Consider the following 24,617-nt stretch of genomic DNA (forward strand, 5'->3'; position numbering starts at 1 on the left):
GTGACATTACGTTAACTGACTGAAATAATCTATAATTTGTTGATTGGAAAGAACCTTAACCTTTTTTGAGGATTGCATCCCTGCTTGTGGCATAGTCTCAATCACTGCTTCTTGAGGGTTCTGTGCATAGCAAACCGCTCCGTAGTTAATTAAGGTCTTTAATCCTTCTGATCCATCATTATTTGCTCCAGACAGAATAAATGCTGTCGCATGTTTACCATAAACCGCAGCAACTGATTCAAAAAATACATCGATAGATGGCCTGGAAAACTGAACAGGATCAGAAATGTCCAAAGAAAAAATATGGTCCGGTTCCACTAAAGTGTGGTAACCCGGAGGTGCAAAATATATGTGATTTCCTAATATCGGAAGTTTGTCGCGAACTGAAATAACATTGCGATTAAGCCGTTTTGATAAACTGCATTCTATTTTCGTTTCATACTTCGAATTACGGTGAAGCACAATGACAATAGCGTCGCTGAATGCTGTTGGAAGACTGTCAAGAATTTCCACAATCAGTTCATAGGCTCCTGCGGAACCGCCGATAACGATGATGTTTTCTGATGGAATCTCCATTTCTATTTGATTTTTTGGTAGATGTTATATTCCTTGTCAATCACCTTAAAATTCTCCATGATATCATGTCGAATCAAGGTCTCCTTTGTCCCCAAACATAGAAACCCAAATAATGCTAATGATTGATAGAATAAATTGATGACATGTTCTTGTAGCCTGAGATCAAAGTAAATCAATACATTCCTACAAGTGATGAGCTGAAACTCATTAAAAACCTGGTCAGTAGCCAAATTATGTGTCGAGAATAAAATGTTCTGTCTTAGATCATGGTTGATAATCGCTGCATCATATCTTGCCGTATAATAATTTGAAAGACTTTCAGTAGAATTATATGCATTGAAATTATCAGAATATTCCTTGAACTTCTTCAGAGGATAAATCCCTTTTTTTGCGACATCTAGAACTTTGCTGTTGATATCAGTGCCGTAAATAAATGATCGGTCACTGAGGTTATTTTCTTTTAATAAAATGGCTAAAGAATAAACTTCCTCGCCGGTAGAGCAGCCCGCACTCCAAATCTTTATCCTAGGAAAGGTCTGTAGATAAGGGATGATATCCTTGTTGAGTTTATTGAAGAATCCAGGGTCACGGAACATTTCAGTGACATTCACGGTCACTTCCTGAATAAAGTATTGCTGAAATCCATCGACATTGATCAAGGCATTTTTCAAATCAACCATATCCATGTCTTCAAGATTCATGATCCGCTGAATCCTACGTTTTAATGAAGAACGTGTATATCCTGATAAATCAAAATCAGATACATTCTTCAGTAGAAATACGATTTCTTCTACCTCTTGAAAACTCAATTCATAAGGACCCTTTAACTCAGCCATACTTGCATTAATGATACTAATTTGTCTAAATCAATAGGCTTGCTGACATAGTCATTCGCTCCTAGCTCTATTGATTTCTCACGGTCACCTTTCATCGCTTTTGCTGTTACGGCTATGATAGGCAATTGATTGAACTTTTTATTTTTCCTTATTTCCTGAATCGCCTCATAACCGTCCATTTCTGGCATCATGATATCCATTAAGACAATATCTATCGTCTTGTTGCCATCGTTGATAATGTTTAAGGCCTCCAATCCATTGTTTGCAATTTCAATCTGCATATTGTACTGCTGGAGTGAAGAAGTCAAGGCAAATACATTCCGCATATCGTCATCAGCAATCAAAACCGTTTTGTGATCAAGAGTACTTGTCCCGTAATTCTCCTTAGGACTTATCTTCTCAGGATGCTTTATAGGATTATAAGCAGGCTTTGAAAGTTTATTTAAGAAAAGGTTGACCTCATCAATCAATCTATTGTTTGATTTACTAGACTTTAAAACCATAGACTGTGTATGTCTCATGATCCTTTCCGTTTGTTCTGTACTTAAATCATACGCTGTATTTATGATTACAGGTAGCTTTTCATACTTAGGATTGGATTTGATGACATCCAACATTTCTAAACCGCTGCCATCAGGTAACTTGACATCTAAAATGATACAATCTAAATTCTTCTCCTGTTCTAACTTTTTTAATCCTGATTCAACAGTGAAAGCTTGAATAACATTGATGTTCTGCTCTGCGAAGGCTTTTTTAATAAGGTCACTCTGGAATTCCTGATCTTCAATCAAAAGTATCTTCTTCAGTTCCTTGTCCACATTCAGCTTGATGTTTTCAAATGCTTGACTGATACTTTCTCCTGTCACGGGCTTCGCCATGAAACCAATTGCTCCACTTTCAAGGAAATCCTTCTTGTTGAAATTGGCAGCTGACATCATATGGATAGGAATATGCTTGGTGGATTCATTTGCCTTCAAGGTTTTCAAAACTTCCCAGCCGTCAGCCAATGGTAGCATAACATCTAGGATGATGGCATCTGGAATGAAGTCTTTGGCCATCTGAATTCCCGCCATGCCATCATATGCATTCTGAACGTGAAACCCGAATTCTTCAGCAAATTCCTTCAGAATGTCAGCAAAATTGACATCATCTTCAATGATAAGAATGGTTTTGTTCTCTCGGAGTTCAATCTCAAGGTCATCCAGCTTAACCTCAGTAATTGAAACAATATCACCTTCTTGTGGCAGTTTTGTTGAAACAGCAGGTTTTATAGCTATCGGAATTGACTTTTGATTGGCCTCCGGAACTTCATTAAATGGAATGATCAAGGTGAACTTACTTCCTTTCCCTGATTCACTCTCTAATGTTATACGCCCACCTAATAAGGATGCTATTTCTTTTGAAATTGATAAGCCTAAGCCTGTGCCACCATATTTCCGACTGGTAGATCCATCTTCTTGTCGGAATGCTTCGAAAATCAATGCTTGTTTATCTTCAGATATTCCCTTTCCATTGTCAGAAACTGCAAAATGAAGATTGCCAGTTTGGTTGAAAATTTGAAGTTTAATCTCGCCATTTGGAGCCGTGAACTTAAATGCATTAGAAAGGAAGTTCTTTAAAACCTGTTCAAGACGGTATTCATCCGTAATGAATTCATCAGGTGAATTAGAAGTGTCAATTTTAAATTGAATTGATTTTTCCTTCGCTACCTCTTTAAACAGGGATTCTAAATTGGAAGCAAATGATTTGCTGTTGATTGAATCCTTGTGGATCTCAACTTTACCTGATTCAATTTTTGCCAAATCAAGCAATTCATTGATCAATTGCAATAGATCTGAGCCGGCATTATGAATTACAGATGCATATTTAACCTGCTCATCACTTAGATTATCATGCTTATTGTCTTGAAGTAGTTTGGCCAAGATCAGGATGCTATTCAGTGGCGTCCTTAATTCATGGCTCATGTTTGCCATAAATTCTGACTTATATTTACTTGCCTGTTCAACCTCAGTTATCTTCTGTTCAACAATGCTATGTGCATGATTTAGATCAGTATTCCTTTTTTCCAGTTCTGCGGCTTTTTCATTAAGCTCTTTATTAGCTTGTGAAAGTTCCTCCTGTTGAACACGTAATTCTTCCTCAGATGCCTCTAATAGGTTGGTTTTATACACCAACTCCTCATTGGTAATTCGCAACTCCTCTTGTTGTGCCTCAAGTTCTTCGGTTTGTCGTTGAGTTTCTTCCAATAAACCTTCAACCAATGCATGACTTTGTCTGCTGTGTAGCGAAGAACCAATAGAACGACTTGTTCTATTGAGGTACGTTAATATATTTTCACGTTTTGATTCTGGATAAGTTCCAATAATCTCTATTAAGGCAATGCAATAATCTTCATAAACAATTGGATATAAGATTACATCTGCTTCAATAGCTTTTATTGTGCCGGTTTTTATCTTTGTATTGTTGATGTCGATTGAAGGTAGGATCTTCGGTTTTTTAGAATCAACCACAGAACCGAGTATTCCTTCACCTAATTTAAACTCTTCAATCTTATCAATTTCATCGAGACCAATTGAATCCTTTAAAGCAAACTCATAAGAGTCTATTTTACGAATGTAAAAAGCACCAGCAAATGATTTTGTGACTTCGGATATCACTCCCAAAGATGTATTTGCAATCTCAGCTTCAGAATTTACACTGGAGATGGTATTATGAAGCTTGGAAGAATTCGTCAATACCCAATTTACATTTTCAAGCTCTTCGGAAGTCTTCGTTAAATTATTGTTCAGTTCTTTTTCTTTTCTAGTATTTCTTCGCAGGTATTCCAAGATCCTCAACGTTTGGAAAAAAGCAAAGAAAATGACCAACAAAGAAAGAACTCCTAATATCGCTGTAAATACTCGTGTTTTTGAAAGTTCTTTGTTGCCTTGATCAGTCAGGGTTTGTCGTGCTAGTATCACATCATTGGTAAAGGCGTTTCTAGCCTCATTTATACGAGTCTGTTCTTCAGCCAATGACTTTAAAATAGCGTCAGAATTCTCAGTGTTGAAATCATGATCATTGTTGACGATTGACTGTGTAAGAGTTTTTACGAGTTCAACTGAGGCAGGGGCAACAGCATATAGGTCGTTGGGTTCCTCAATCTTTCTGATGATCTCTTGAACCTCATCATTTAGTTGTTCTTCAACCAAAGGTTCTGAAGTGCGTTCCAGGTTTTTGTATTTAGAAAGTTTCTGAAGATCAAGCTCCCATTCTTGAATCAAATAAAAACGCTCTTGACCTAATTCAATGTAGTGATTGATGTTATTGGAATAGGCGTTCTGTTTGTTGAGGAAATACCAATAAGAAAAAATAATAATTAGATTGGCAACAATAATACTTGCAATAAATTGCCATCTTAATTGACTAAACTTATTCATGTTAGAAAAGAATGTTAGCGATAAAATTCATAAGTACAAAATTAAAGTCCATTGAAAAACTTTCAAATATAAGATTTTGAGGCAATTAGCCTGTTACCTCATTTGACTAAAATTTTTGCAAATGTAAGGAAGAAAATGATAAACATAGTCTTGTTTAATTCTTTTACAAATACTTGTTTTTTTAATCAAATGGTTCAAATCCAACGAATTGATCGTTGTAAAATCTGTTTTTTTGTTTAAAAATTCACTTAACCAAGGGTAAAAAATTAATAATAAGCAAGTTAGTGTTAAATTCAATATTAATAATTGTTGAATTTAGCCTATCCATCCATCTGTGTGGCGCAACATATAAAAATATAAATACTTTCTTAATGTTTAAAGATTTTTAAACTCTTTTTGGGAAATGTGCCTGAAAAATAATCGATTAATAAGAAGGATAATGAGAATCTGTTTGATTTATTTTTTTATCTTTAAGAAGTCAGAAAACAATATTAATCTATAAGTTAATGGATTCACCAATTCAATTAGTTCTCATTATCACAGGATCTGTAGTAGCAATCTTTCTATTGTTATACATACTCCCTGTAAATCTCTGGTTTACAGCTCAATTGTCTAATGTAAAAATCAGTCTATTAAATTTAGTTCTGATGCGTTTGCGTAAGGTTCCACCATCATTGGTAACCAATGCAATGATCACTTCTACAAAAGCTGGTCTTAAAATTACATCTAATGAAATTGAGACACATTATTTGGCCGGAGGAAATGTCAATAAAGTTATTAAAGCATTGATTTCTGCAGATAAGGCAAATATTCCCTTGGATTTTAAATTGGCAACGGCAATTGATCTCGCAGGTCGTGATGTATTTGATGCGGTACAGCTTTCTGTAAATCCTCAAGTCATCAATACTCCTCCTGTAGCAGCTGTAGCAAAGGATGGAATTCAATTGATTGCAAAAGCGAGAGTAACAGTACGTGCAAATATCAACCAATTAGTAGGGGGTGCCGGTGAAGAAACAATCCTAGCGCGTGTAGGTGAGGGTATCGTAACAACTATTGGTTCTTCATTAAACCATAAAGAGGTCTTAGAAAATCCAGATAGGATATCCAAAACGGTCCTTTCTAAAGGTCTGGACTCAGGTACTGCCTTTGAAATATTATCTATTGATATTGCAGATATCGATATTGGCGAAAACGTGGGTGCAAAACTTCAAACTGATCAAGCTGAAGCGGACCTGAAAGTGGCAAATGCTCGGGCTGAAGAACGTAGGGCAATGGCGGTAGCAACAGAACAAGAAATGAGGGCTAAAGCGCAAGAAGCTAAAGCAAAAGTAATTGAAGCGGAATCGCAAGTGCCAATGGCAATGGCCGAAGCTTTTAGAAACGGTAATCTCGGAATTATGGATTACTATAAAATGCAGAATATTCAGGCAGATACTGAAATGAGAACATCAATCTCAAAACCTCAAGGTCCGGATAAAAAATAAAAAATATTCAATTAGTAAAAAAGCCATGCAATAAATAAATGCATGGCTTTTTTAATACAAAAAAACCCTGACGATGGGCGCCAGGGTTTGATACTAACCAATTATAAACCTAAATTATGAAAAGACAATTTTTAAATATTAATTCTACTTATACGTGGAATTATGAAACAAAGGTACGCTGAGAATTAATATTAGCCAAGAGTTTTAGAGAAAAAGTTTCCTTTGCAACCATTTTCTGACAATTCTCTGATTTATCTGTTGCAACAAATAAAAAATTGGCTTAATCGGATTAAAAATTGACTCAATAAGGTCTCTAAAATTTATTTATTTTTGAGGATATCAATTCATTATGGTCTTAAAAAAATTTGCTGGGATTAAAGCAGTAGTATTGGATGTCGATGGGGTATTAACTGATGGGAAACTTTTGGTTACCGAAAATGGAGAACAGCTTCGTTCTTTCTTTGTAAAAGATGGATATGCTATGCAATTAGCTGTAAAAATGGGTTTGCATATTTGGGTTATCTCCGGAGGTAAATCTGAAGGTGTTCGCAAAAGACTAGAAGGACTGGGAATTACTGAAATCCATTTGGGGGTAAAGAATAAAATGGAAATATTGAAACAGCTCCAGGCAAAATATGAATTGAATCATTTCGATCTAATGTATGTGGGTGATGACATGCCAGACTACGAGGTAATGCAAGCGGTTGGACTTGCAGTATGCCCAAATGATGCGGTAGAAGATATCAAAACTATCTCGCATTATATGTCGCCAAAGAATGGTGGTGAAGGTGTGGTGAGAGATGTATTGGAGAAGATACTAAAACTCAAAGGTAAGTGGGGTGTTCAAACTGAAATTAAAAGTGTTTAATGATTTTACAGGAAAGAATAAAAAAGGTTCCTATCATTTTAGGATCTAAATCTCCAAGAAGAAAAGAATTATTGTCCTCAATGGACCTTGCATTTACTGTAGAGATTAGGGAAACAGATGAAAGCTTTGATGAAAGTTTAGATCCTATTTCCGCCGTGAAATTTATAGCTGAAACAAAGTTAGGTGCTTTCGATGATAATGGATTGTACGATAAATTGATCATCTGTGCAGATACTGTTGTTGTAGATCACATGGGTACTGTAATTGGTAAACCAAAGGATGAAAATGAAGCTATTGACGTAATTTCAGGACTTTCAGGCAAAGAACATAAAGTATATACTGCAGTCGCTATTTCATATCAAGGAAAAAGGATTTCATTTGTTGAAGAAACCATAGTTTGGTTCAATGAGTTGTCTGGCGAAGAGATTAAATATTATGTTATGAAGTACAAACCAATGGACAAAGCGGGTTCATATGGCATACAAGAATGGATCGGGAGAGTTGGCATTGAAAGGATTGTAGGTTCCTATGAAAACGTAATCGGTCTGCCTACTGCAAGACTTCAAAAAGAACTGAAAAAAATGTTCAAATAAAAAACAAGGGCGAGAATATATACTCTCGCCCTTTATATTTGAAGCATTAGGATTTGCTCAAAATTATTTAATATGATACCTGATTCCGGTATAGAACATTCGGCCAGCAATAGGACCCCAAAGCATATTGGTGTCGAAATTTTGTCCAAATGGCTGATCAAATGCTAGGATTGGATCTTTCTGATAGAAATTACTCAGATTCTCCCCACCAAGGTAGATGTCGAAATTCTTATTCTTTCCAAAAGATTTACTCACTTGAGCATTCATGGTTACATACGCATCTGACTGTGTTGCCAATTGATATTCTACAGGATTGCTACTCGTATTTGGCAATCTTTTAGGACCAACTACATTTAAAGTATAATCAAAACTCCATCCCGAATGGAGATTATAAGCCAAATTCATGAATCCTCTATGTTTGGCTGTCAAAGGTTTTTGCAATGTACCTGTATTATAATCCGTCTTTACATCTAACATTCTATAAGCCATTCTCACTTCGAAATGATTCAACGGCATAAATCTTAACTCTGCCTGTAAACTATTAGAATATGATTTGCCATCTAAGTTATAGAATGAAACTTCACGAGGATTTTCAAAATCAACTACGACTTGATTTTGGAAATTATTGTGGAACAATTCAACTGAAACTCCAGATTCCCTACCGAATAATTGAAAGCTCTGGTCAAAGGTAAGACCGGTATTCCATGATACTTCAGGCTTTAACCCGTAAGCACCTTCTCCATTCACTAAGGTTGACAGTCCATTGATTGTTCTGCTAGAAGCAAAGATTCCTAAATTCTCCGCAAAAATGTTGGCAGTTCTTTGTCCGCGGCCAGAACTCAACCTAATCGTTGTCCCCAAAACGGGTTCATAACGTAATACGGCTCTCGGCGTAGTAAACCAACCATAAATATTGTTGTAATCTTGCCTTAATCCTAAAACAGCATCAAATTTTTCATTAGGACTAAATGTATATTCCGCAAAAGCACCCGCAACAGCTTCTTTCCTGCCAAACTGATAACTGTAATCATTCTCTGAATTATATCGATTAAGGTCCTCATTCAATTTATCATATTGCAGTGAAGCTCCAACCTTATATTTATGCGCAACATTTCCTAAGATATCTTGAAAAAGAAGGTTCGCATAAAATGAATTCTGTTCATTATCATATGAATTAAGTCCAAAATAGCTTTCTTGTTTATATTGACTTGCTGATAGTTGCAAACCAATACTGCGGTGTTTGTTCGTTGGGAATACATAGCCTAATTTACCAAACCCTTCGATCCTTTGATTCTTGAACCCTAGACCATATTTGTTAGTCGTGTACTTATCAGTTTTTTCGTTGAAATCAATCTGTCCACCGACACGGTCATCATGTAAGAATTTTACACCAAATTGAGCAATAATACCTTTCCCATTTTCAAAATGCCAACGATTAACTCCTGAAAATAAATTCCCTACAGGCATATCACGGAAACCATTGTTGCTGAAATTCATTTCTTTGTTGTACATAAAATTATCATGCAACAAGAGACCAACTGACCATTTTTCATTGATATGATGGGATAAATTTAAGTTCACATCAGTTCTTCCCATGTTATTTGCATAGGCATTAAAATAAAGCTTCTCGCTGTTGTGAGGTTTCTTTAATTCTACATTGATCTGTCCAGCCATATTCTCAAAACCATTGGCAACAGAACCAATACCTTTACTAATATTAATTGCTTCAATCCAGGTGCCAGCGATACTGTTTAGCCCTAATGGTGATGCGAATCCCCTAGGTCCTGGTAAACCCTCCACGGTCAATTGGGAGTATATTCCTGCTAATCCAAGCATCTGAATCTGCTTACTGCCCGTTACGGCATCACTGCTCACAACATCGACTGACGCATTAGTGGAGAAACTCTCACTTAAATCACAACATGCAGCTTTGAAAAGTTCCTTGGCAGTAATGGTCTCAACCCTGTTTGGAGATAGTTTAGAAATATAATTAGATTTTTGACGCCTTGTTACTACAATTTCTTGTAAGGTATTGTTCCTGGCTTGGATTACTAAAACCTCATGAAGGTTCTTTACCTCAACGGTATCTCCTTGCATGCTAGCATGTGAAAATACCAAACGACGATAAGGCTTTTGGTGCATTATCTTAAAAACACCGTTTTCATTCGTCTTAACTTTTTTACTGGGATCATCTAGCCAATAAATTGTTACCTCTGTGATAGGTGTTAAGTCGCCTTTTTCACTTTCATTGACAACAACGCCAGTTACTTCATGGTCATGGTCGTGGTCATGTCCTCCATTTTCATCATGGGCATGATCTGCATGAGTCGTATCTGCCGAATGTTGGTCGTCAGAACCTAATCTATCATAAAGACAACATTCATGCAGTTCCTCATAAACGGCATCGTCTGCTCTGAATCCTTCTGTATCATGTCCTACAGCAGCAATACCTTGTTTTATTTTGTCTACTGTGATTTTGTCAGCATCAAAAGTAACAGTAGCTATACCGGTTGTAGCATCCCATTCAATGGATTCAGCACCTGAATCCTTTCCAGCTGTTTCAATGCGTTTTTTACACATGGCACAATTGCCAGCAACCTCAAATTTTTCTGTCTGTAATTTTTCTTGGGCAAATAATCCGGTGCCCACGGAAATAAAAATAAATACGATTAAATATCTAAATATGTGCATAGTTCAAATGTTATTAATGATTTAAAAAGTCTAGATCGATTTTTTAAACATTAATATCAAATGATAAAACTGCAGTTTAATAAGTAAACAGAATGGTTTTCCGCAAATAATGCGGGTTTAAAGGGAATAGGAACTTGGGGTTGATCTTCAATGATTAATTCCCAGCTGCTTAAGATCCAAGGAATCAGTACAACGGCAGGGGAAAAATCAAATATATTGCCAAATAGGATTTTAGACCTAACTTGGTCGCTTTCAGCAGTTAGCTCCAAATCAACTTGTGAGTCTTGACATGAGTGACTGTCCTCACAATCAGATTTACTGGTCTGATCATCTTCATGATCGTGGTCTTTGTGCATATCAACACACATTGGACAACTATCATGTGATACTTTGGCCTCTTCTAAAACTGAAAATAATGTGCTTTTTCCACAATGATGCATATAAATACTAGCTCCCGTACTACATACAGAATAAATCAATAGTAAGCATATGGCTACAATTTTTTTCATGACCAGTTCAAAGATAATAAAGTAGTTAATAAAATGTGGATAATTAATTGTAATTTTTTCTTGTCAAAAGAATTCACACTAATTATATTCGAATTGACTTAATACTTTGTAAACCTTTTTTTATGGAAACATTAGCTGCACATCCAAATCTGTTGTACTTTGGCTTATTCGGCCTCGTATCAGCAGGAATCTTGGTGATTTTCCTGTTCAACAAAATTCTGAAAAGAGTTAACTAATAAGAGGGGATGAGAAATCATCCCCTTTTTTATCCTTTGATAGCAGAGATAAAACCCGGAATCTTCTCCAGATAGTTTTCCTCCGCCAATAATTTGACAAATGCAGTTCCGACAATGGCGCCATTTGCATATTGTGTGGCTTTCCCAAATGTGTCTCTATTGTGAATGCCAAAACCAATGATTAAAGGATTTTTCAAATCCATGTCCTTAATCCTTTTGAAATAGGACTCTGATTGTTCTTGAACATCTAGTTTGGTCCCTGTGGTAGCATTTGAGGAAAGCAAGTAAATAAAGCTGGTCGACAAAGAATCGATTTTTTTTACTCTTTCCGACGAGGTTTGTGGAGTAACCAAGAATACATTGCTCACATTATTCTCCTCAAAAATACCTTGGTATAAATCTTCGTACTCATACATAGGTAAATCTGGGATAATCGTTCCATTTACACCTACTTCTTTGCATGCTTTGCAGAAATTTTCTACACCAAATTGAATCACAGGATTTACGTAACCCATCAAAAAAACTGGTATTGAAACCCTTTTTCTAAGTTCTTTCAATTGGTCAAAAAGGACATTCAAAGTCATACCATTCTTCAAGGCTACCTCTGAACTATGTTGGATAGTAGGACCATCGGCAACAGGATCAGAATATGGAAAACCTATTTCTAGGAAATCTGCACCGGCCTTTTCCAATGCTGCAGCAATTTCAATAGTGCTGTCAATTTGAGGATACCCTGCAGTAAAATATATCGAAAGCAAACCGTTTGCTTGTTTATTAATCTCTATCATATTAAAAACCAAAATATTTCATGTAATTATCCAAATCTTTATCTCCGCGCCCAGAGAGACAGATCACAACAGTTTCATCACCTTTAAATTTCATCTTTTCTAGGTGAGCTAGTGCATGTGAACTTTCGATAGCTGGGATAATACCTTCTAATTTGGTAAGTTGCAATCCTGCTTGCATCGCTTCATCATCGGTCGCACTAACGTATTCTCCACGGCCTGATTTAAAAAGCCAAGCATGTTGAGGGCCTATGCCAGGATAATCCAATCCTGCTGAAATGGAATATGGCTCTATGACTTGACCATCTTCTGTTTGCATAAGGATAGATCTAGATCCGTGCAGCACACCTTCATTTCCAAGGACGGTCGTAGCAGCCGACTCACCACTGTCAACACCATGACCGGCAGCTTCAACAGCAATGATTTTAACATCCTCGTCATCCAAAAAATGATAAAACATCCCCGCAGCATTTGAACCACCACCAACACAAGCCATAACAATATCTGGTGTCTCCTTGCCCGTTTTTTCCAATAGCTGAACTTTCGTTTCCTCAGATATAATAGATTGAAAACGTGCAACCATATCTGGATAAGGATGTGGACCTACTACCGAACCAATAATATAATGCGTGTCGACCGGATTGTTAATCCAATCCCTTAAGGCTTCATTGGTAGCATCTTTTAAAGTTTTACTGCCTGAAGTCGCAGCAACTACTTTGGCACCCATCATTTTCATTCGTGCAACATTTGGAGCTTGTCTCTCAATATCAATCTCTCCCATATAAACAACACATTCCAAACCTTTCAAGGCACACACCGTCGCCGTAGCAACACCATGTTGACCTGCCCCTGTTTCAGCAATAATCCGCTTCTTGCCAAGTTTTTCAGCCAATAATATTTGACCTATCGTATTGTTGATTTTATGCGCTCCAGTATGGTTTAGATCCTCACGCTTAAGGAAAATCCTCGCATTGTATTTTTCAGAAAGTCTCTTGGCATGATAAAGAGGAGAAGGTCGACCAACATAATTGCGTAAGAGATCTTCAAATTCTTCCTGGAAGGAAGGATCTTCAATAATCTTTAAATATTGTTGTTGTAGCTCTTCAACATTGGGATACAGCATTTCGGGAATATAGGCTCCGCCAAATGGACCGTAGTAACCTTTGTTATTTACTTGATATTTGCTCATTACGTATGATTTTCAATGCTAATTTTAATTTTTCAATATCCTTTAGACCAGGCTCAATTTCAAATTTAGAGTTTAAATCCAAACCGATTAAGCGGTCGTCCATAAAACCAATTGCTTCATTGAGATTGTCCAAAGACAATCCTCCACTCAGGAAATATGGTTTATCATATGGGTATTCTCTTAGTTTTTCCCAATCAAAAGTTTGACCTGTACCACCAAAAGCTGAGCTTTTGCTGTCGAACAAAAAATAATTTACCTTTTCCAGATAGGGCTTCAATTGGCCCCAATCGAAATTTTCACCAACCCCAAATGCTTTGATAATTTCTAAGCCTGTACTTTCCTTAAGCTGGACCGCCAGTTCTGGACTTTCAGAGCCATGCAACTGGATAGCACCAAGAGATAGCTCATTCACCTTGGACAGAATATATTGTTGATCGGAATTAACAAATACTCCTGTTTTTTTGATGCTGGAAATTATTGGCAGGTTAGGAATAGCGGCGGCGAACCTTGGAGATTTCTCATAAAAAATATGACCAATATACTGAATAGGAAGTTCCAAGAGCTGCAAAATATTTTGCTGCTCACGCATTCCGCAGACCTTTACTAATAATTCCTTAGGCATTGACTAATGTTTTAAAACTATTAAATGCTTTCAACCCAAGCAATGATGATTCTGCTTCATAATAACAGTCGCCAAAACTCTTTTCTGGATGGAATGTCTTGATTCCAAATGCTGCATTGGTCAGAACAACATTGTTTTGAATGTCATTCCCTTTGCCTTCAATTATTTGTCTGAATATTTTTGCTGCCTCTTCGATAGAATCTCCTCCTGCTAAATCATTTGGATTAACAGCATTGAACCCCAGCTCATCTACAGTGTAATAATTATCCCCCTGATTATTGATAACCTTGAAATCTCCAGTCAATGAAATCTCATCATATCCGTCCAATGCATGCATAATGCTATATTGTTTGTCCGTATTTTGGTAGAGATAAGCATATAGTCTAGCAAGTTCTAAACTAAAAACACCAACAGATTGAAATTTAGGATTTGCTGGATTGGTCAGCGGACCTAACATATTAAAGAAAGTTTTTACAGCGAGTGCTCTTCTGATTGGAGCAACTGTTTTCATCGCAGGATGGAATAGGGGAGCATGTAAAAAACAAATATTGGAAGTCTCCAATTGTTTTTCAAGGACATCCTTGTCTGTCGTAAATGTATAACCCAAATATTCCATGACATTGGAAGAACCACAGCTTGATGATACCCCTACATTTCCATGTTTTGCAACATGATAACCTGCACCAGCAACTATAAAGGAGGCTAATGTCGATATATTGAAGGTGTTTTTTCCATCACCACCAGTTCCACACATATCGATCAGGTCATACCCATTGAAGTCTACTTTGTTGCATAGGTCATACATGGCATCTCTAAAACCACCCAATTCCTCCACGCGGATACTGCGCATACCATAGATAGTCATAAAGGCAGCAATCTGATGATTGTCGTATTTGCCAGTAGCAATATTTGTAAGGATGTCATAAGCCTCTTTTCTGCTGAAGGACTTATATTCGAATAGATGCGCTAGGATTTCTTTCATGTTTAATCAATAAAAAAGGGCTTGCCAAAAAGGCAAGCCCACTATTATTTAGTTCTTTTAATTCAACCAATAGGTGTTTGCCACAACATTATTTGTTGTGCCACCACCAAGCTGTATTGAATTGTATTGTTTTCATTGTTAGTTCAACAAATATCCAAGATGTTTTTGATAATTGCAAGAAATCCTTTGAAAAAATGATTTTTTGTTAATATGTAACAAAATGTGCCATGTCATCACCTTTAGAAACCAAAGTAAATGAACCTATTTTATCTCCCTCTACATAAATACTCGTCACTAATCGGCCTTGATAATAGATGAAATACATATTGTTAACATGGAGTCCCTCAGGATCTATATCTCGAACTTCTTTTCGGGATAGCTCGTTATAACTTTTAATCTCTATTTGATCAAAATTCTTATAAGTCAAATTTAATCTGATTTCTTCAAGACTTACTTCTAAATAATCATACAGCTCATCACTAGGTTCATTGACAATGACCCATTGACTAAGGATTACATCTAAAGGAATTTCGGTATTATTTAGGTCAGCTATAAAATCCCAGGCTACATCCATACCATTGGCCGATGAACTTTGATGTTGATCATCATGTTCATATTGCGCAAAAGTGAATAGAGGACTAGTGAATAGCAAGAAATATAGTAAAAAACGTTTCATTAAATTGTTTTTATTGTCGTTCTATTGACCGTAAAAATATAAAAAGGATTAATTTGTTTTAATTTTCTTGAGTAAATAATCATTCTGAGGATATGTTGGGTCAAATCCTTAGAGATAGTTTGATTAAATAAAAAAGCGCCCTAAATTAAGGCGCTTTCTATAGCGATTTTAATATTCGTCTTCGTTGAAGAAGAAATCATCTTTTGTTGGGTAATCTGGCCAGATTTCCTCGATGTTTTCATAAGGTTCACCGTCATCTTCCAACGCTTGAAGATTCTCAATCACTTCAACTGGTGCTCCTGAGCGTATAGCGTAATCAATTAATTCATCTTTTGTCGCTGGCCATGGAGCGTCTTCTAAATGAGAAGCTAATTCAAGTGTCCAATACATATCTCTTTAATTAAGTTTCACGTTTTCGCAAAAATAATATTTAATTTAACTAATGCAAGAAAATTATCTTTAATTCTTTGTTAATAGGGGTATAGTTCAGAAAATCAGTATATTAAAATGTTGTGTAAGTATAAAATCAGAACTTCCTATTCCATACTTTACTCATTTTTTCATAAACTTCTATTTCGATCGAATCATATTTCTGATTTTCAGTGCCATTAAAATAAATAGGCTTCAGTACCGATATCTCAATTACTCCTGGTTTTGATCCAAATCTCGAACCATCATCCCACATTATTTCATAAGCATTGTGAATAACAACAGGTAAAATCGCAATATTGTTCTCAATTGCCATTTTAAAGGCCCCAGCTTTGAATTTATGGAGCATCGGAGGAAATTCATCGTCTATTTTCCCCTCCGGAAAGATAACAATCGATTTTCCCTCCTTTAAAAGTTCAGTAGCACGCTTAAATGCTTTAAATGCCGATATCTTACTCTCCCGTTTTACTGGAATATCAATCGATTTGAAGAAAATCCGAGTAACAGGATTTTTTAATAACTCAATTTTACCAATGAAGGAAAACTCTTGTGGACATAAATAAGTGAGAGCTGTAATATCTAAAATCGAAGTATGATTGGGACAAATGATATAAGGAACAGACCAATCAACAGGTTCTTCATAGTTGATCTTGAAACGGATGCCCACCAAATGTAAACTGATAATGGAAATCCATTTACGAAACCAAACAATATGGGAATAATACCTTTGGGGATTTTTGGAAAGAAAATATAATATCGGAAAACATAAAGAAAAGAAAAATAGAACTGATATAAAGTATAATAGTCTATGGATTTTCTTTAATATTAACGGCATATTTTCCAGTGAACATCTTTTTCGATGATGTAAAAATAAAAAAAGCTCCACGATTGTGAAGCTTTTTTGTTTTTTTATTTATTTACTCAATTCAGCATAATATTTATGGAATAAAGGTATAGTTTCAATACCTTTCAAATAGTTTTCGATTCCATATTTCTCGTTTGGAGAGTGTAAATTGTCTGAATCAAGGCCAAAGCCTAAAAGGACAGTTTTAATTCCTAGTTCTTTTTCGAAAAGAGCAACGATTGGAATAGAACCACCACCTCTTGTTGGAATTGGTTTTTTATTGAAAGTATCTTCCAATGCTTTTTCAGCAGCTTTATAAGCAATGCTATCCGTAGGAGTAACTACAGGTTCACCACCATGATGAGGTTTTACTTCTACTTTTACTGACTTTGGAGCAATCTTTTCGAAATGCTCTTTGAACAATTTCGTAATACGCTCTGAATTTTGATTAGGGACCAAACGCATCGAAATCTTAGCATATGCTTTAGAAGGCAAAACTGTTTTTGCACCCTCACCAATATAACCACCCCAAATACCATTTACTTCTAAGGTAGGGCGGATACCAGTGCGTTCGATAGTAGAAAATCCTTTTTCTCCCCATAATTCTTCAACACCTAGATCTTTTTCATACTCTTGGATGTCAAATGGAGCCTCATTCAATGCTTTTCTTTCTTCCTCTGTTAACTCAATTACATCATCGTAAAATCCAGGGATAGCGATATGATTATTTTCATCGTGTAGGGAAGCGATCATTTTTGAAAGGATAGTTGCAGGGTTTGCAACGGCACCTCCGTAAACTCCTGAGTGCAAATCCCGGTTAGGGCCAGTCACTTCAACCTCAACATAAGATAATCCACGTAATCCTGTTTCCAATGATGGGTTTTCCAAACTGATCATGGAAGTGTCTGAGATAACAATAACATCGGCTTTCAATCGCTCCTTGTTGGCATTTACGAAGATTCCCAAGTTCGCAGAACCTACTTCTTCTTCACCTTCGATCATGAATTTAACATTACATGCTAATTCATTTTCTTTCATCATATATTCAAATGCTTTCACGTGCATGTAAAACTGACCTTTGTCGTCAGCAGATCCGCGAGCATAAATCTTGCCGTCGCGAACAGTGGGCTCAAATGGTGGAGTCTCCCATAATTCAATAGGATCAGCAGGTTGAACATCATAGTGTCCATAAACCAATACAGTTGGCAAACTAGCATCAATGATCTTTTCGCCATATACAATAGGATATCCTGCAGTAGGGCAAATCTCAACATTATCTGCGCCAGCATCCTTAAGCTTTTGAGCTACAAATTGCGCGGTATTGAGTACGCCTTCCTTATACTGTGGGTCAGCACTAACGGATGGAAAGCGCAATAATTCAAATAATTCTTCTAAGAAGCGGTCCTTATTTGCTTCTACATAGTCTTTGATTTTTTGCATTTCAAAAGGGTTTTTACAAAGGTAATGAAATAAATTTTACAAGAGATGTAACTTTTCCTTTCTGGATGCGACTTATGTTAATAGAAAATATCAGAGAATAAAAGTGGCTTAATTAAGCATTTAGTTAAATGATTGTTAAATACCTAATATTTTACTGATAATTCTCGCAATAGTGATAATTTAGCGTAGCCTTTTTTGATTGTAACTTTAACTTTTTTATGAAACTACTAACCAAAGTAATTTTAAGCCTTGTATTGGGTTTATCAGCACTGACCTCTTATGCCCAAACAAAAATAACGGGCTCCGTAGTCGACGAAACTGATAAAACTAAACTTACCAACGCAACTGTCATGCTATTGCATGCAAAAGATTCGATCCTTGTAGACTTTACCAGAGCAAATCAAGATGGTAAATTCACCATTACAAATCCCGACACCTCAGATTATTTACTGATTATCAGTTATCCTAAATTTGGAGATTTCTTTCAGGAAATAGCCAAAGGATCTGGTGATAAAAACCTAGGTGAAATTGCGATGCAGAGTGCTGCAAACTTAATTGAAGAGGTACTGATTACCGGTAAGATCCCTGTAGTCATCAAAGGGGATACAGTGGAATATGATGCCTCAAGTTTTGTGACTGAAAAAAATGCTAAAGTCGAAGACTTGTTAAAAGTCCTACCGGGAATTTCAGTCGATGCAACTGGTAAGATTACAGCACAAGGAAAGACAGTCGAAAAAGTACTTGTCGATGGAGAAGAATTCTTTGGTGATGACCCTAAATTAGTCACCCGAAATATCCGGTCGGATATGGTGGACAAAGTCCAGGTTTTCGAAAAGAAATCTGAAGAAGCGGAGAGAACTGGCGTTGACGATGGACAACGAATTCAAACCATAAATGTCAAGCTAAAAGAAGATGCCAAAAATGGAATGTTTGGTTTGTTAGAGGGCGGCGGTGGCCTTGATGATAAATCAGGATATTATCGCGGAAAAGCGGCCATCAATAAATTTAAGGGATCAATGAAAATTTCAGCTTATGGAATCGCATCAAATGATGGAACTACTGATTTAGATTGGAGAGAGGCCGAAAAATTTGGAGTAGCCAACGATAATGTGACCATGATGGATGATGGTGGGATTATGATTTCTAGTAGTGGAGGATTCCTGAGCAATACAAATAGAGGACAGCCGCGTGCAATTTCGTCCGGACTTTCATTTATGAATGCTTGGAATGAGAAAAAACATAAACTGAATGTCAACTATAAATTTGGTCAGGCACAAAATGAAGTGAATACAAATACAATTAGTCAGACACCTTTGCAGGATGGATTGTCGAATTCCGAAACTGATAATCAAGATATCTCCAAAAGTACAGGACATAGGTTCAATACAAAATATGACCTTGCTTTTGATTCGCTGACAACTTTGACACTACGTGTGGCAGCTTCTAGGGTACAGAATGAAAATGAAACCCATCGTGAAGGGCAAAGTTTTAAAAACAATGAATTGCAATCAGAAGACATTCGTGATCAACAGATAAATTCAACAAATGAAAACTTTAACTATGATGCCAGTTTCACAAGGAAATTCGCAAAAGAAGGTCGATCAATCAATTTGAAATTTACTGGTAATAATGGTGAAACAAATTCTGATATGTATTTGAATTCATCACTAAAGAATGTCGTAAATGGTACTGAAAATATAATAGATCAATTTAAAGATAATACTAGCAAAACTAGTTCTATTATGGCTGCTGCTACTTACACAGAGCCCATTACTAAGAAAATTAATGTAGCCTTAGGATATGAATTCACCAATTCCAAAGCACATTCGGTAAATAGTGCATATAACAAAGATGATGCTGGAAACTATACGGATTTTGATGAAGAATTCAGTAATGATTTCAATTTCAATACGGTTAGAAATGCTGCAAACTTATCGATTAATTACAAAGCTGAAAAGATAGAATTTAACCTGACGAACAATATCCGTCATGACGACTTGTTCCAAAAAAATAATTTTGCAAATTCTGACTTAAGCAGAGATTATTTAACCTATAATCCGAGAGCTAGGTTTAGATATAATATCTCTAAAGCTAAGTCATTAAATCTAAGTTATAATAGGTCAAACAATCTACCATCATTATTTCAGATACAACCATTGAGGCAAAATGAGGACCAAATGAACCAATATTTTGGTAATGAAAGCTTAAAACCTTCGGTGGCCAACAATTATAATTTAAATTATTATTGGTATGACATGATGAAAGGTAAAGGATTCTATTCTGGAGTGGGCTTGACGCAAACCTTGGATGCCATTCAAACAGATGTTATCATAAAACCAGGATTAAGAAGAGAATTGTATTACGTCAATTCTGATAAGCCAATGGTCAATGGGTATTTATATTCGGGATACAATTTCACATTGATCAAAAAACTTCAAATTAAAATGGATGTAGGAGCAAATGCTAGTTTGAATAATTATTATAACAGAATTAAAGACGAATCAGATCCTGCGAACATCCTTGATTTTAGTGACAATAAAAACGTTAGTTATAATATTGATGGGCAAATCGGATTTCAAAAAAGTACAACGAAAGGATTCGATTTTTATATCAACTTTACTCCAGGATACAGAGTACTAAAAACTACATTAAATCCTGAGTTGAATTCAGAAGGTTTTACCTTTGGTTCTTGGGGTAGATATACCTACAACTTGCCTGCAAAAATTCAGTTGACGGGTGAAATTGACTTTGAATATGAGGCAGCAACAAAATCGTTGCCAACCGATTTCAGCAGATTCAAGTTCTCGCCAGGAATTCAAAAGAAATTCTTAAAGAACGAATCATTGATAGCAAATTTCTATGTCAATGATGTTTTCAATCAGAATGTTGGATTTAGTAGAAGTCAAAGCGGGCAAGCCATTACTCAACAGCGTTTCAATAATATCTCCAGATACTATATGTTGAGATTAACTTGGGAATTTACATCAATGAAAGGAGGGGAATAATTATGAAAATGAAAAACTTTATATCGACGATAACACTAGTAATATTAACCATAGGATTAGCCAATGCGCAGTATGCATTCTTTCCAGAACAAGGTAGTATTACTTATGACAAAACAGTTCACGTTAAAAACTTAATGCGTAGGCACATTCAAACATTAAAAGATGGTGACTTTTCCAAAAAATATTTTGAGGAAATGATGTCTAAGGTTCCTGAAACTGCGGTGTTGACCAAAAAATTGAACTTCAATGCTGATGCAATAAGTGTGGAACCAGTAGAAAAAGATCAACCGCAAATGGTATCTAATTTATTGAGAATGGGATTATTGGATTACGGAGCAAAATTGTACCAAAACTTCGATAAAAATGAGTCCTTATTGACTATGGAAATGGGAGGTTCCCAAATCAACATTAAGGACTCCCTGACGAACGTAAAATGGAAAATCACCAATGAGTACCGCAACATAGCTGGATACGATTGTAGAAGGGCTAATGGGGTTACATTGGACTCCGTATATGTAGTTGCTTTTTACACGGACCAAATTCCAACCCCAGGTGCGCCAAGTACCGTTCATGGATTGCCGGGTATGATCTTGGGATTGGTTGTTCCTGAACAACATTTCAATATTTATGCAACTAAGGTGGAAATGACAGCTACAACTGTAGATTCAAATATTTTCAAAAAGAAGGCTGATGTATATACAAGGCAACAGACCAAAGATAGGATGAAGGAAATATTTGGCCGCTGGATGACTGACAAACAATTTGGGTTGATTATGGCAGCTATATTCTTGTAGGAATCAAGGTTTTATTGAGTAATTCAAATTAATGATGATGAGAGGAGTCGGTTTTTTCGGCTCCTTTTCTTTTTGTTTTTTTATTGAAAATCCGATTAAAACAAAAAATCCCGACCATTAGATGATCGGGATTTTATGCTTTAATCCTTCGAATTATTTCTTAGAATCGTTTTTCTTTGAAGTAACTTCGTTACGAATTTCTTGAGCTAAAGTTTTGATTTCTTGTAACCCTTTACGAACACGTGTTCCTGCAGCAGAGTTTCCGTTATTGAAGAATTTTTCTGCGTCAGCTTCGATTGAAGCTACTAGCTCTTTTAATTTAGTGTAGTTTTCCATTTTTTAATTAATATAATTTTAGTTTTTCTTAATTAATTCTCTAATATATCATAAATATACAAAAGGAATGCAAACAATCCGAATTTTAAAAATCTTTTTTTGTCTTATAAACGCCTTTTTTGTGGCATCTACTCTACTATTTGCAATTCGTCGATGATGTTTTGAGCACCCGCAAACTTGTCAATTATGAAAAGAACATATCGGATATCAACCGAAATTGTACGTTGCAACTTAGGATCAAAAATCACGTCTCCAGCCATTGCTTCAATGTTTCCATCAAAAGCCAAGCCAATTAATTCGCCTTTTCCATTTAAAACTGGTGAACCTGAGTTACCACCAGTAATATCCTGATCACTCAAAAAGTTAACTGGTAGATAACCATTCTTATCTGCATAACGTCCATAATCCTTGTTTTCATATAGTTCCATTAATTTTTTAGGTAAATCAAATTCCTCATCTCCCGGTTTGTATTTCGCAATTGTACCTTTTAATGTCGTATAAAAATTTTCCTTCGCATCATTGCGTTTATCTTTAGGCAATGCTCTAATTGTGCCATAAGTTAAGCGTAATGTAGAGTTAGCATCTGGATAGTACTTACCATTTGGATCCATTTCTAATACCCCTGCAATGTATTTGCGAGATGCAGTCAAGAACTCATCGTTCAATTTTTCTGTTTCTGGAGATGTCTCACGATACTTAGCCATCAATGCTGATGATAATTTGAAAAGTGGATCTTCATCAATCACTTTTGCATCAGGATTCTTTAGATAAGCCGCCAATTTTTCTTTTGATCCAAAAACACTATTGTCAAATGCAGACTGAATATCAGACTGAAAGTTTCCTGAATTCTTGCTCGCCATTTCACGAACATAAGGAGCGATTTCACCTCCTTTTGCGGCATATAGATTTAATTCATCAGCCAAAACATCAACTTCCAATGGCATATAAGCCTTCTCATAGTTGTCATTGATAAAAGCTTCAAGACGAGGAGCCATTTCTTTGCGTTTAGCCTCGTTCTCCTGTGCATATTGTTTTAAACCTGCACCCAACGAAGCTGGCATAGCAGCAAATGTAGAGGAACGTAACATTCCCATTAGGTAATTGTCATGTCTAGCGTCCTCATTGGTTTTAGCATAATAATCGTTGATGACTGCTAAAACATGACCATACTTTTCTTTATTTTCAGCACGGTTTGCCCATTTATTGAATTTCTTCTCCTGCTTGCGTTTTGCAGCTGCTGTTTTATGCTTTTTAAGGGCATCGATCATCCCTTGTCTGTTTTTCCAGTAGTTTGCAACACCTGAATATTTTGAAGCGTAATTAATCTTCACCGCTTGGTCTTTATCCATGTGTTTTTTCATGGCATCCATTCCAACCTTAGATGCTTCAACCCAAGCCGGATATGCAAAATTTACATTCTGATCAATTCCGCCAGCATTCATCCAACGGTTTGTACGACCAGGGTATCCCAAGATCATAGAAAAATCACCATCCTGGAAACCTTTGATGCTAATTGGAAGAAATTTCTTCGGTTTTAACGGAACATTGTCCTTAGAATACTCTGCAGGGTTACCATCTTTGTCAGCATAGACTCTGAAGATCGAGAAGTCACCCGTATGGCGTGGCCATTCCCAGTTGTCAGTATCACCACCAAATTTACCAATGCTGTTTGGAGGTGTACCAACCAAACGAACGTCAGTGAAATCTTGATAAACGAAATAGTAATATTCATTGCCATTATAGAATGGACGAACAGAAACCACATATTTCCCGTTTTCACTATTCTCCTGTTGGATTTTAGCAATCTCTTGGTTAATTACTTTTTCACGCTCTTTTTCGGACATTTTATCATTTACTAATCCTAAGATGCGTTTCGAAACATCATCCATACGAACAAAAAAGCGGACGAACAATGATTTCGGTTTTAGCTCTTCTGCATAGTTTTTCGCCCAAAAACCATTTGTTAAATGGTCGTTTTCAGGTGTAGATAATTCTGCGATTGCACCATAACCACAGTGATGGTTTGTAAATACTAAGCCTGTACCCGATACGATTTCAGCTGTACAACCGCCATTGAATTGAACAATAGCATCTTTTAAGCTGGAGTTATTGATGCTGTAGATTTCTTCAGCAGTTAACTGTAAGCCTTTCTTTTGCATGTCAGCTTCGTTCAGACGCTTTAGGTGCATCAAGAACCACATGCCCTCATCTGCAAATGAGAATGTACTAACTAATGTAAGCACACATAATAATAATAGTTTTTTCATATCAACCTTTTTAATAGTAACAGCAAATTTGCTTGA

At 36.2% G+C, this 24,617-nt stretch carries 20 protein-coding genes; 5 read left to right on the forward strand and 15 right to left on the reverse strand.

From position 1 onward, the window contains the following. Positions 1-6: 6 nt before the first annotated feature. The 3 genes from CRT24_RS14635 to CRT24_RS14645 are packed head-to-tail and all read right to left on the reverse strand — an operon-like array spanning position 7 to position 4,831. Entirely contained in the window at positions 7-576 is a 570-nt protein-coding gene (locus CRT24_RS14635) for a chemotaxis protein CheB (protein WP_099371959.1), read from the reverse strand. A gap of 2 nt (positions 577-578) precedes the next feature. After that, positions 579-1,412 (reverse strand): protein-glutamate O-methyltransferase CheR, encoded by an 834-nt coding sequence (locus CRT24_RS14640; RefSeq protein WP_099371960.1) that lies wholly within the window; start codon positions 1,410-1,412, stop codon positions 579-581. Then, the gene (locus tag CRT24_RS14645; RefSeq protein ID WP_099371961.1) at positions 1,400-4,831 is read right to left on the reverse strand and encodes a response regulator; all 3,432 of its coding nucleotides are present in this window, start codon (positions 4,829-4,831) and stop codon (positions 1,400-1,402) included. The genes CRT24_RS14640 and CRT24_RS14645 overlap by 13 nt, the downstream gene beginning before the upstream one ends. A gap of 506 nt (positions 4,832-5,337) precedes the next feature. Here CRT24_RS14645 and floA point away from each other — a divergent pair. From floA to CRT24_RS14660, 3 genes are all read left to right on the forward strand, one after another. Continuing rightward, positions 5,338-6,315 (forward strand): flotillin-like protein FloA, encoded by a 978-nt coding sequence (floA, locus tag CRT24_RS14650; RefSeq protein WP_099371962.1) that lies wholly within the window; start codon positions 5,338-5,340, stop codon positions 6,313-6,315. Between the two features lie 349 nt (positions 6,316-6,664). Then, the gene (locus tag CRT24_RS14655; protein WP_099371963.1) at positions 6,665-7,183 is read left to right on the forward strand and encodes an HAD family hydrolase; all 519 of its coding nucleotides are present in this window, start codon (positions 6,665-6,667) and stop codon (positions 7,181-7,183) included. Further along, a complete protein-coding gene (locus tag CRT24_RS14660; protein WP_099371964.1) occupies positions 7,183-7,776 on the forward strand; it encodes a Maf family nucleotide pyrophosphatase in 594 nt (197 codons plus the stop codon). Before CRT24_RS14655 ends, CRT24_RS14660 begins: the two co-directional genes overlap by 1 nt. Positions 7,777-7,839: 63 nt before the next feature. On the opposite strand, the gene CRT24_RS14665 is transcribed toward CRT24_RS14660, so the two are convergent. From CRT24_RS14665 to CRT24_RS14710, 10 genes are all read right to left on the reverse strand, one after another. After that, positions 7,840-10,467 (reverse strand): TonB-dependent receptor domain-containing protein, encoded by a 2,628-nt coding sequence (locus tag CRT24_RS14665; RefSeq protein WP_099371965.1) that lies wholly within the window; start codon positions 10,465-10,467, stop codon positions 7,840-7,842. A 56-nt stretch (positions 10,468-10,523) separates the two neighbouring features. Continuing rightward, positions 10,524-10,823: a hypothetical protein gene (locus CRT24_RS14670; protein WP_144034592.1), complete on the reverse strand. Its 300-nt coding sequence runs from the start codon at positions 10,821-10,823 to the stop codon at positions 10,524-10,526. 418 nt (positions 10,824-11,241) lie between these two features. Then, complete coding sequence (gene trpA / locus CRT24_RS14675; RefSeq protein ID WP_099371967.1) at positions 11,242-12,000, reverse strand: tryptophan synthase subunit alpha; 759 nt, start codon at positions 11,998-12,000, stop codon at positions 11,242-11,244. Between the two features lies 1 nt (position 12,001). Then, positions 12,002-13,186 carry a tryptophan synthase subunit beta gene (gene trpB, locus CRT24_RS14680; protein ID WP_099371968.1) on the reverse strand — a complete coding sequence of 395 codons (1,185 nt, stop codon included), beginning with the start codon at positions 13,184-13,186 and terminating at the stop codon, positions 12,002-12,004. Beyond that, positions 13,164-13,808 carry a phosphoribosylanthranilate isomerase gene (locus CRT24_RS14685; RefSeq protein WP_099371969.1) on the reverse strand — a complete coding sequence of 215 codons (645 nt, stop codon included), beginning with the start codon at positions 13,806-13,808 and terminating at the stop codon, positions 13,164-13,166. The genes trpB and CRT24_RS14685 overlap by 23 nt, the downstream gene beginning before the upstream one ends. Continuing rightward, complete coding sequence (gene trpD / locus CRT24_RS14690; RefSeq protein WP_099371970.1) at positions 13,801-14,790, reverse strand: anthranilate phosphoribosyltransferase; 990 nt, start codon at positions 14,788-14,790, stop codon at positions 13,801-13,803. The genes CRT24_RS14685 and trpD overlap by 8 nt, the downstream gene beginning before the upstream one ends. A 205-nt stretch (positions 14,791-14,995) precedes the next feature. Further along, positions 14,996-15,466, reverse strand: a complete 471-nt coding sequence (locus CRT24_RS14695; protein WP_099371971.1) for a hypothetical protein — start codon at positions 15,464-15,466, stop codon at positions 14,996-14,998. A 168-nt stretch (positions 15,467-15,634) separates the two neighbouring features. Beyond that, on the reverse strand, positions 15,635-15,856 hold the full coding sequence (locus tag CRT24_RS14700; protein ID WP_002996718.1) for a DUF2795 domain-containing protein: 222 nt from the start codon (positions 15,854-15,856) through the stop codon (positions 15,635-15,637). 136 nt (positions 15,857-15,992) lie between these two features. Beyond that, positions 15,993-16,730: a 1-acyl-sn-glycerol-3-phosphate acyltransferase gene (locus CRT24_RS14705; protein ID WP_099371972.1), complete on the reverse strand. Its 738-nt coding sequence runs from the start codon at positions 16,728-16,730 to the stop codon at positions 15,993-15,995. Positions 16,731-16,808: 78 nt separating this feature from the next. Beyond that, entirely contained in the window at positions 16,809-18,179 is a 1,371-nt protein-coding gene (locus CRT24_RS14710; RefSeq protein ID WP_099371973.1) for a dipeptidase, read from the reverse strand. Positions 18,180-18,397: 218 nt separating this feature from the next. On the opposite strand from CRT24_RS14710, the gene CRT24_RS14715 reads away from it, so the two are divergent. Together CRT24_RS14715 and CRT24_RS14720 are read left to right on the forward strand one after the other, a co-directional pair. Next, the gene (locus CRT24_RS14715) at positions 18,398-21,184 is read left to right on the forward strand and encodes an outer membrane beta-barrel protein (protein WP_099371974.1); all 2,787 of its coding nucleotides are present in this window, start codon (positions 18,398-18,400) and stop codon (positions 21,182-21,184) included. Positions 21,185-21,192: 8 nt separating this feature from the next. Further along, complete coding sequence (locus tag CRT24_RS14720) at positions 21,193-21,978, forward strand: GLPGLI family protein (RefSeq protein WP_180269147.1); 786 nt, start codon at positions 21,193-21,195, stop codon at positions 21,976-21,978. A gap of 153 nt (positions 21,979-22,131) precedes the next feature. Here CRT24_RS14720 and CRT24_RS14725 read toward each other — a convergent pair whose 3' ends face one another. Together CRT24_RS14725 and CRT24_RS14730 are read right to left on the reverse strand one after the other, a co-directional pair. Next, a complete protein-coding gene (locus tag CRT24_RS14725; protein ID WP_099371976.1) occupies positions 22,132-22,314 on the reverse strand; it encodes a histone H1 in 183 nt (60 codons plus the stop codon). 128 nt (positions 22,315-22,442) lie between these two features. Next, a complete protein-coding gene (locus tag CRT24_RS14730) occupies positions 22,443-24,581 on the reverse strand; it encodes a S46 family peptidase (RefSeq protein WP_099371977.1) in 2,139 nt (712 codons plus the stop codon). Between the last annotated feature and the right edge of the window lie 36 nt (positions 24,582-24,617).

Source organism: Sphingobacterium sp. 1.A.5 (assembly GCF_002734235.1).
Lineage (GTDB): Bacteria > Bacteroidota > Bacteroidia > Sphingobacteriales > Sphingobacteriaceae > Sphingobacterium > Sphingobacterium daejeonense.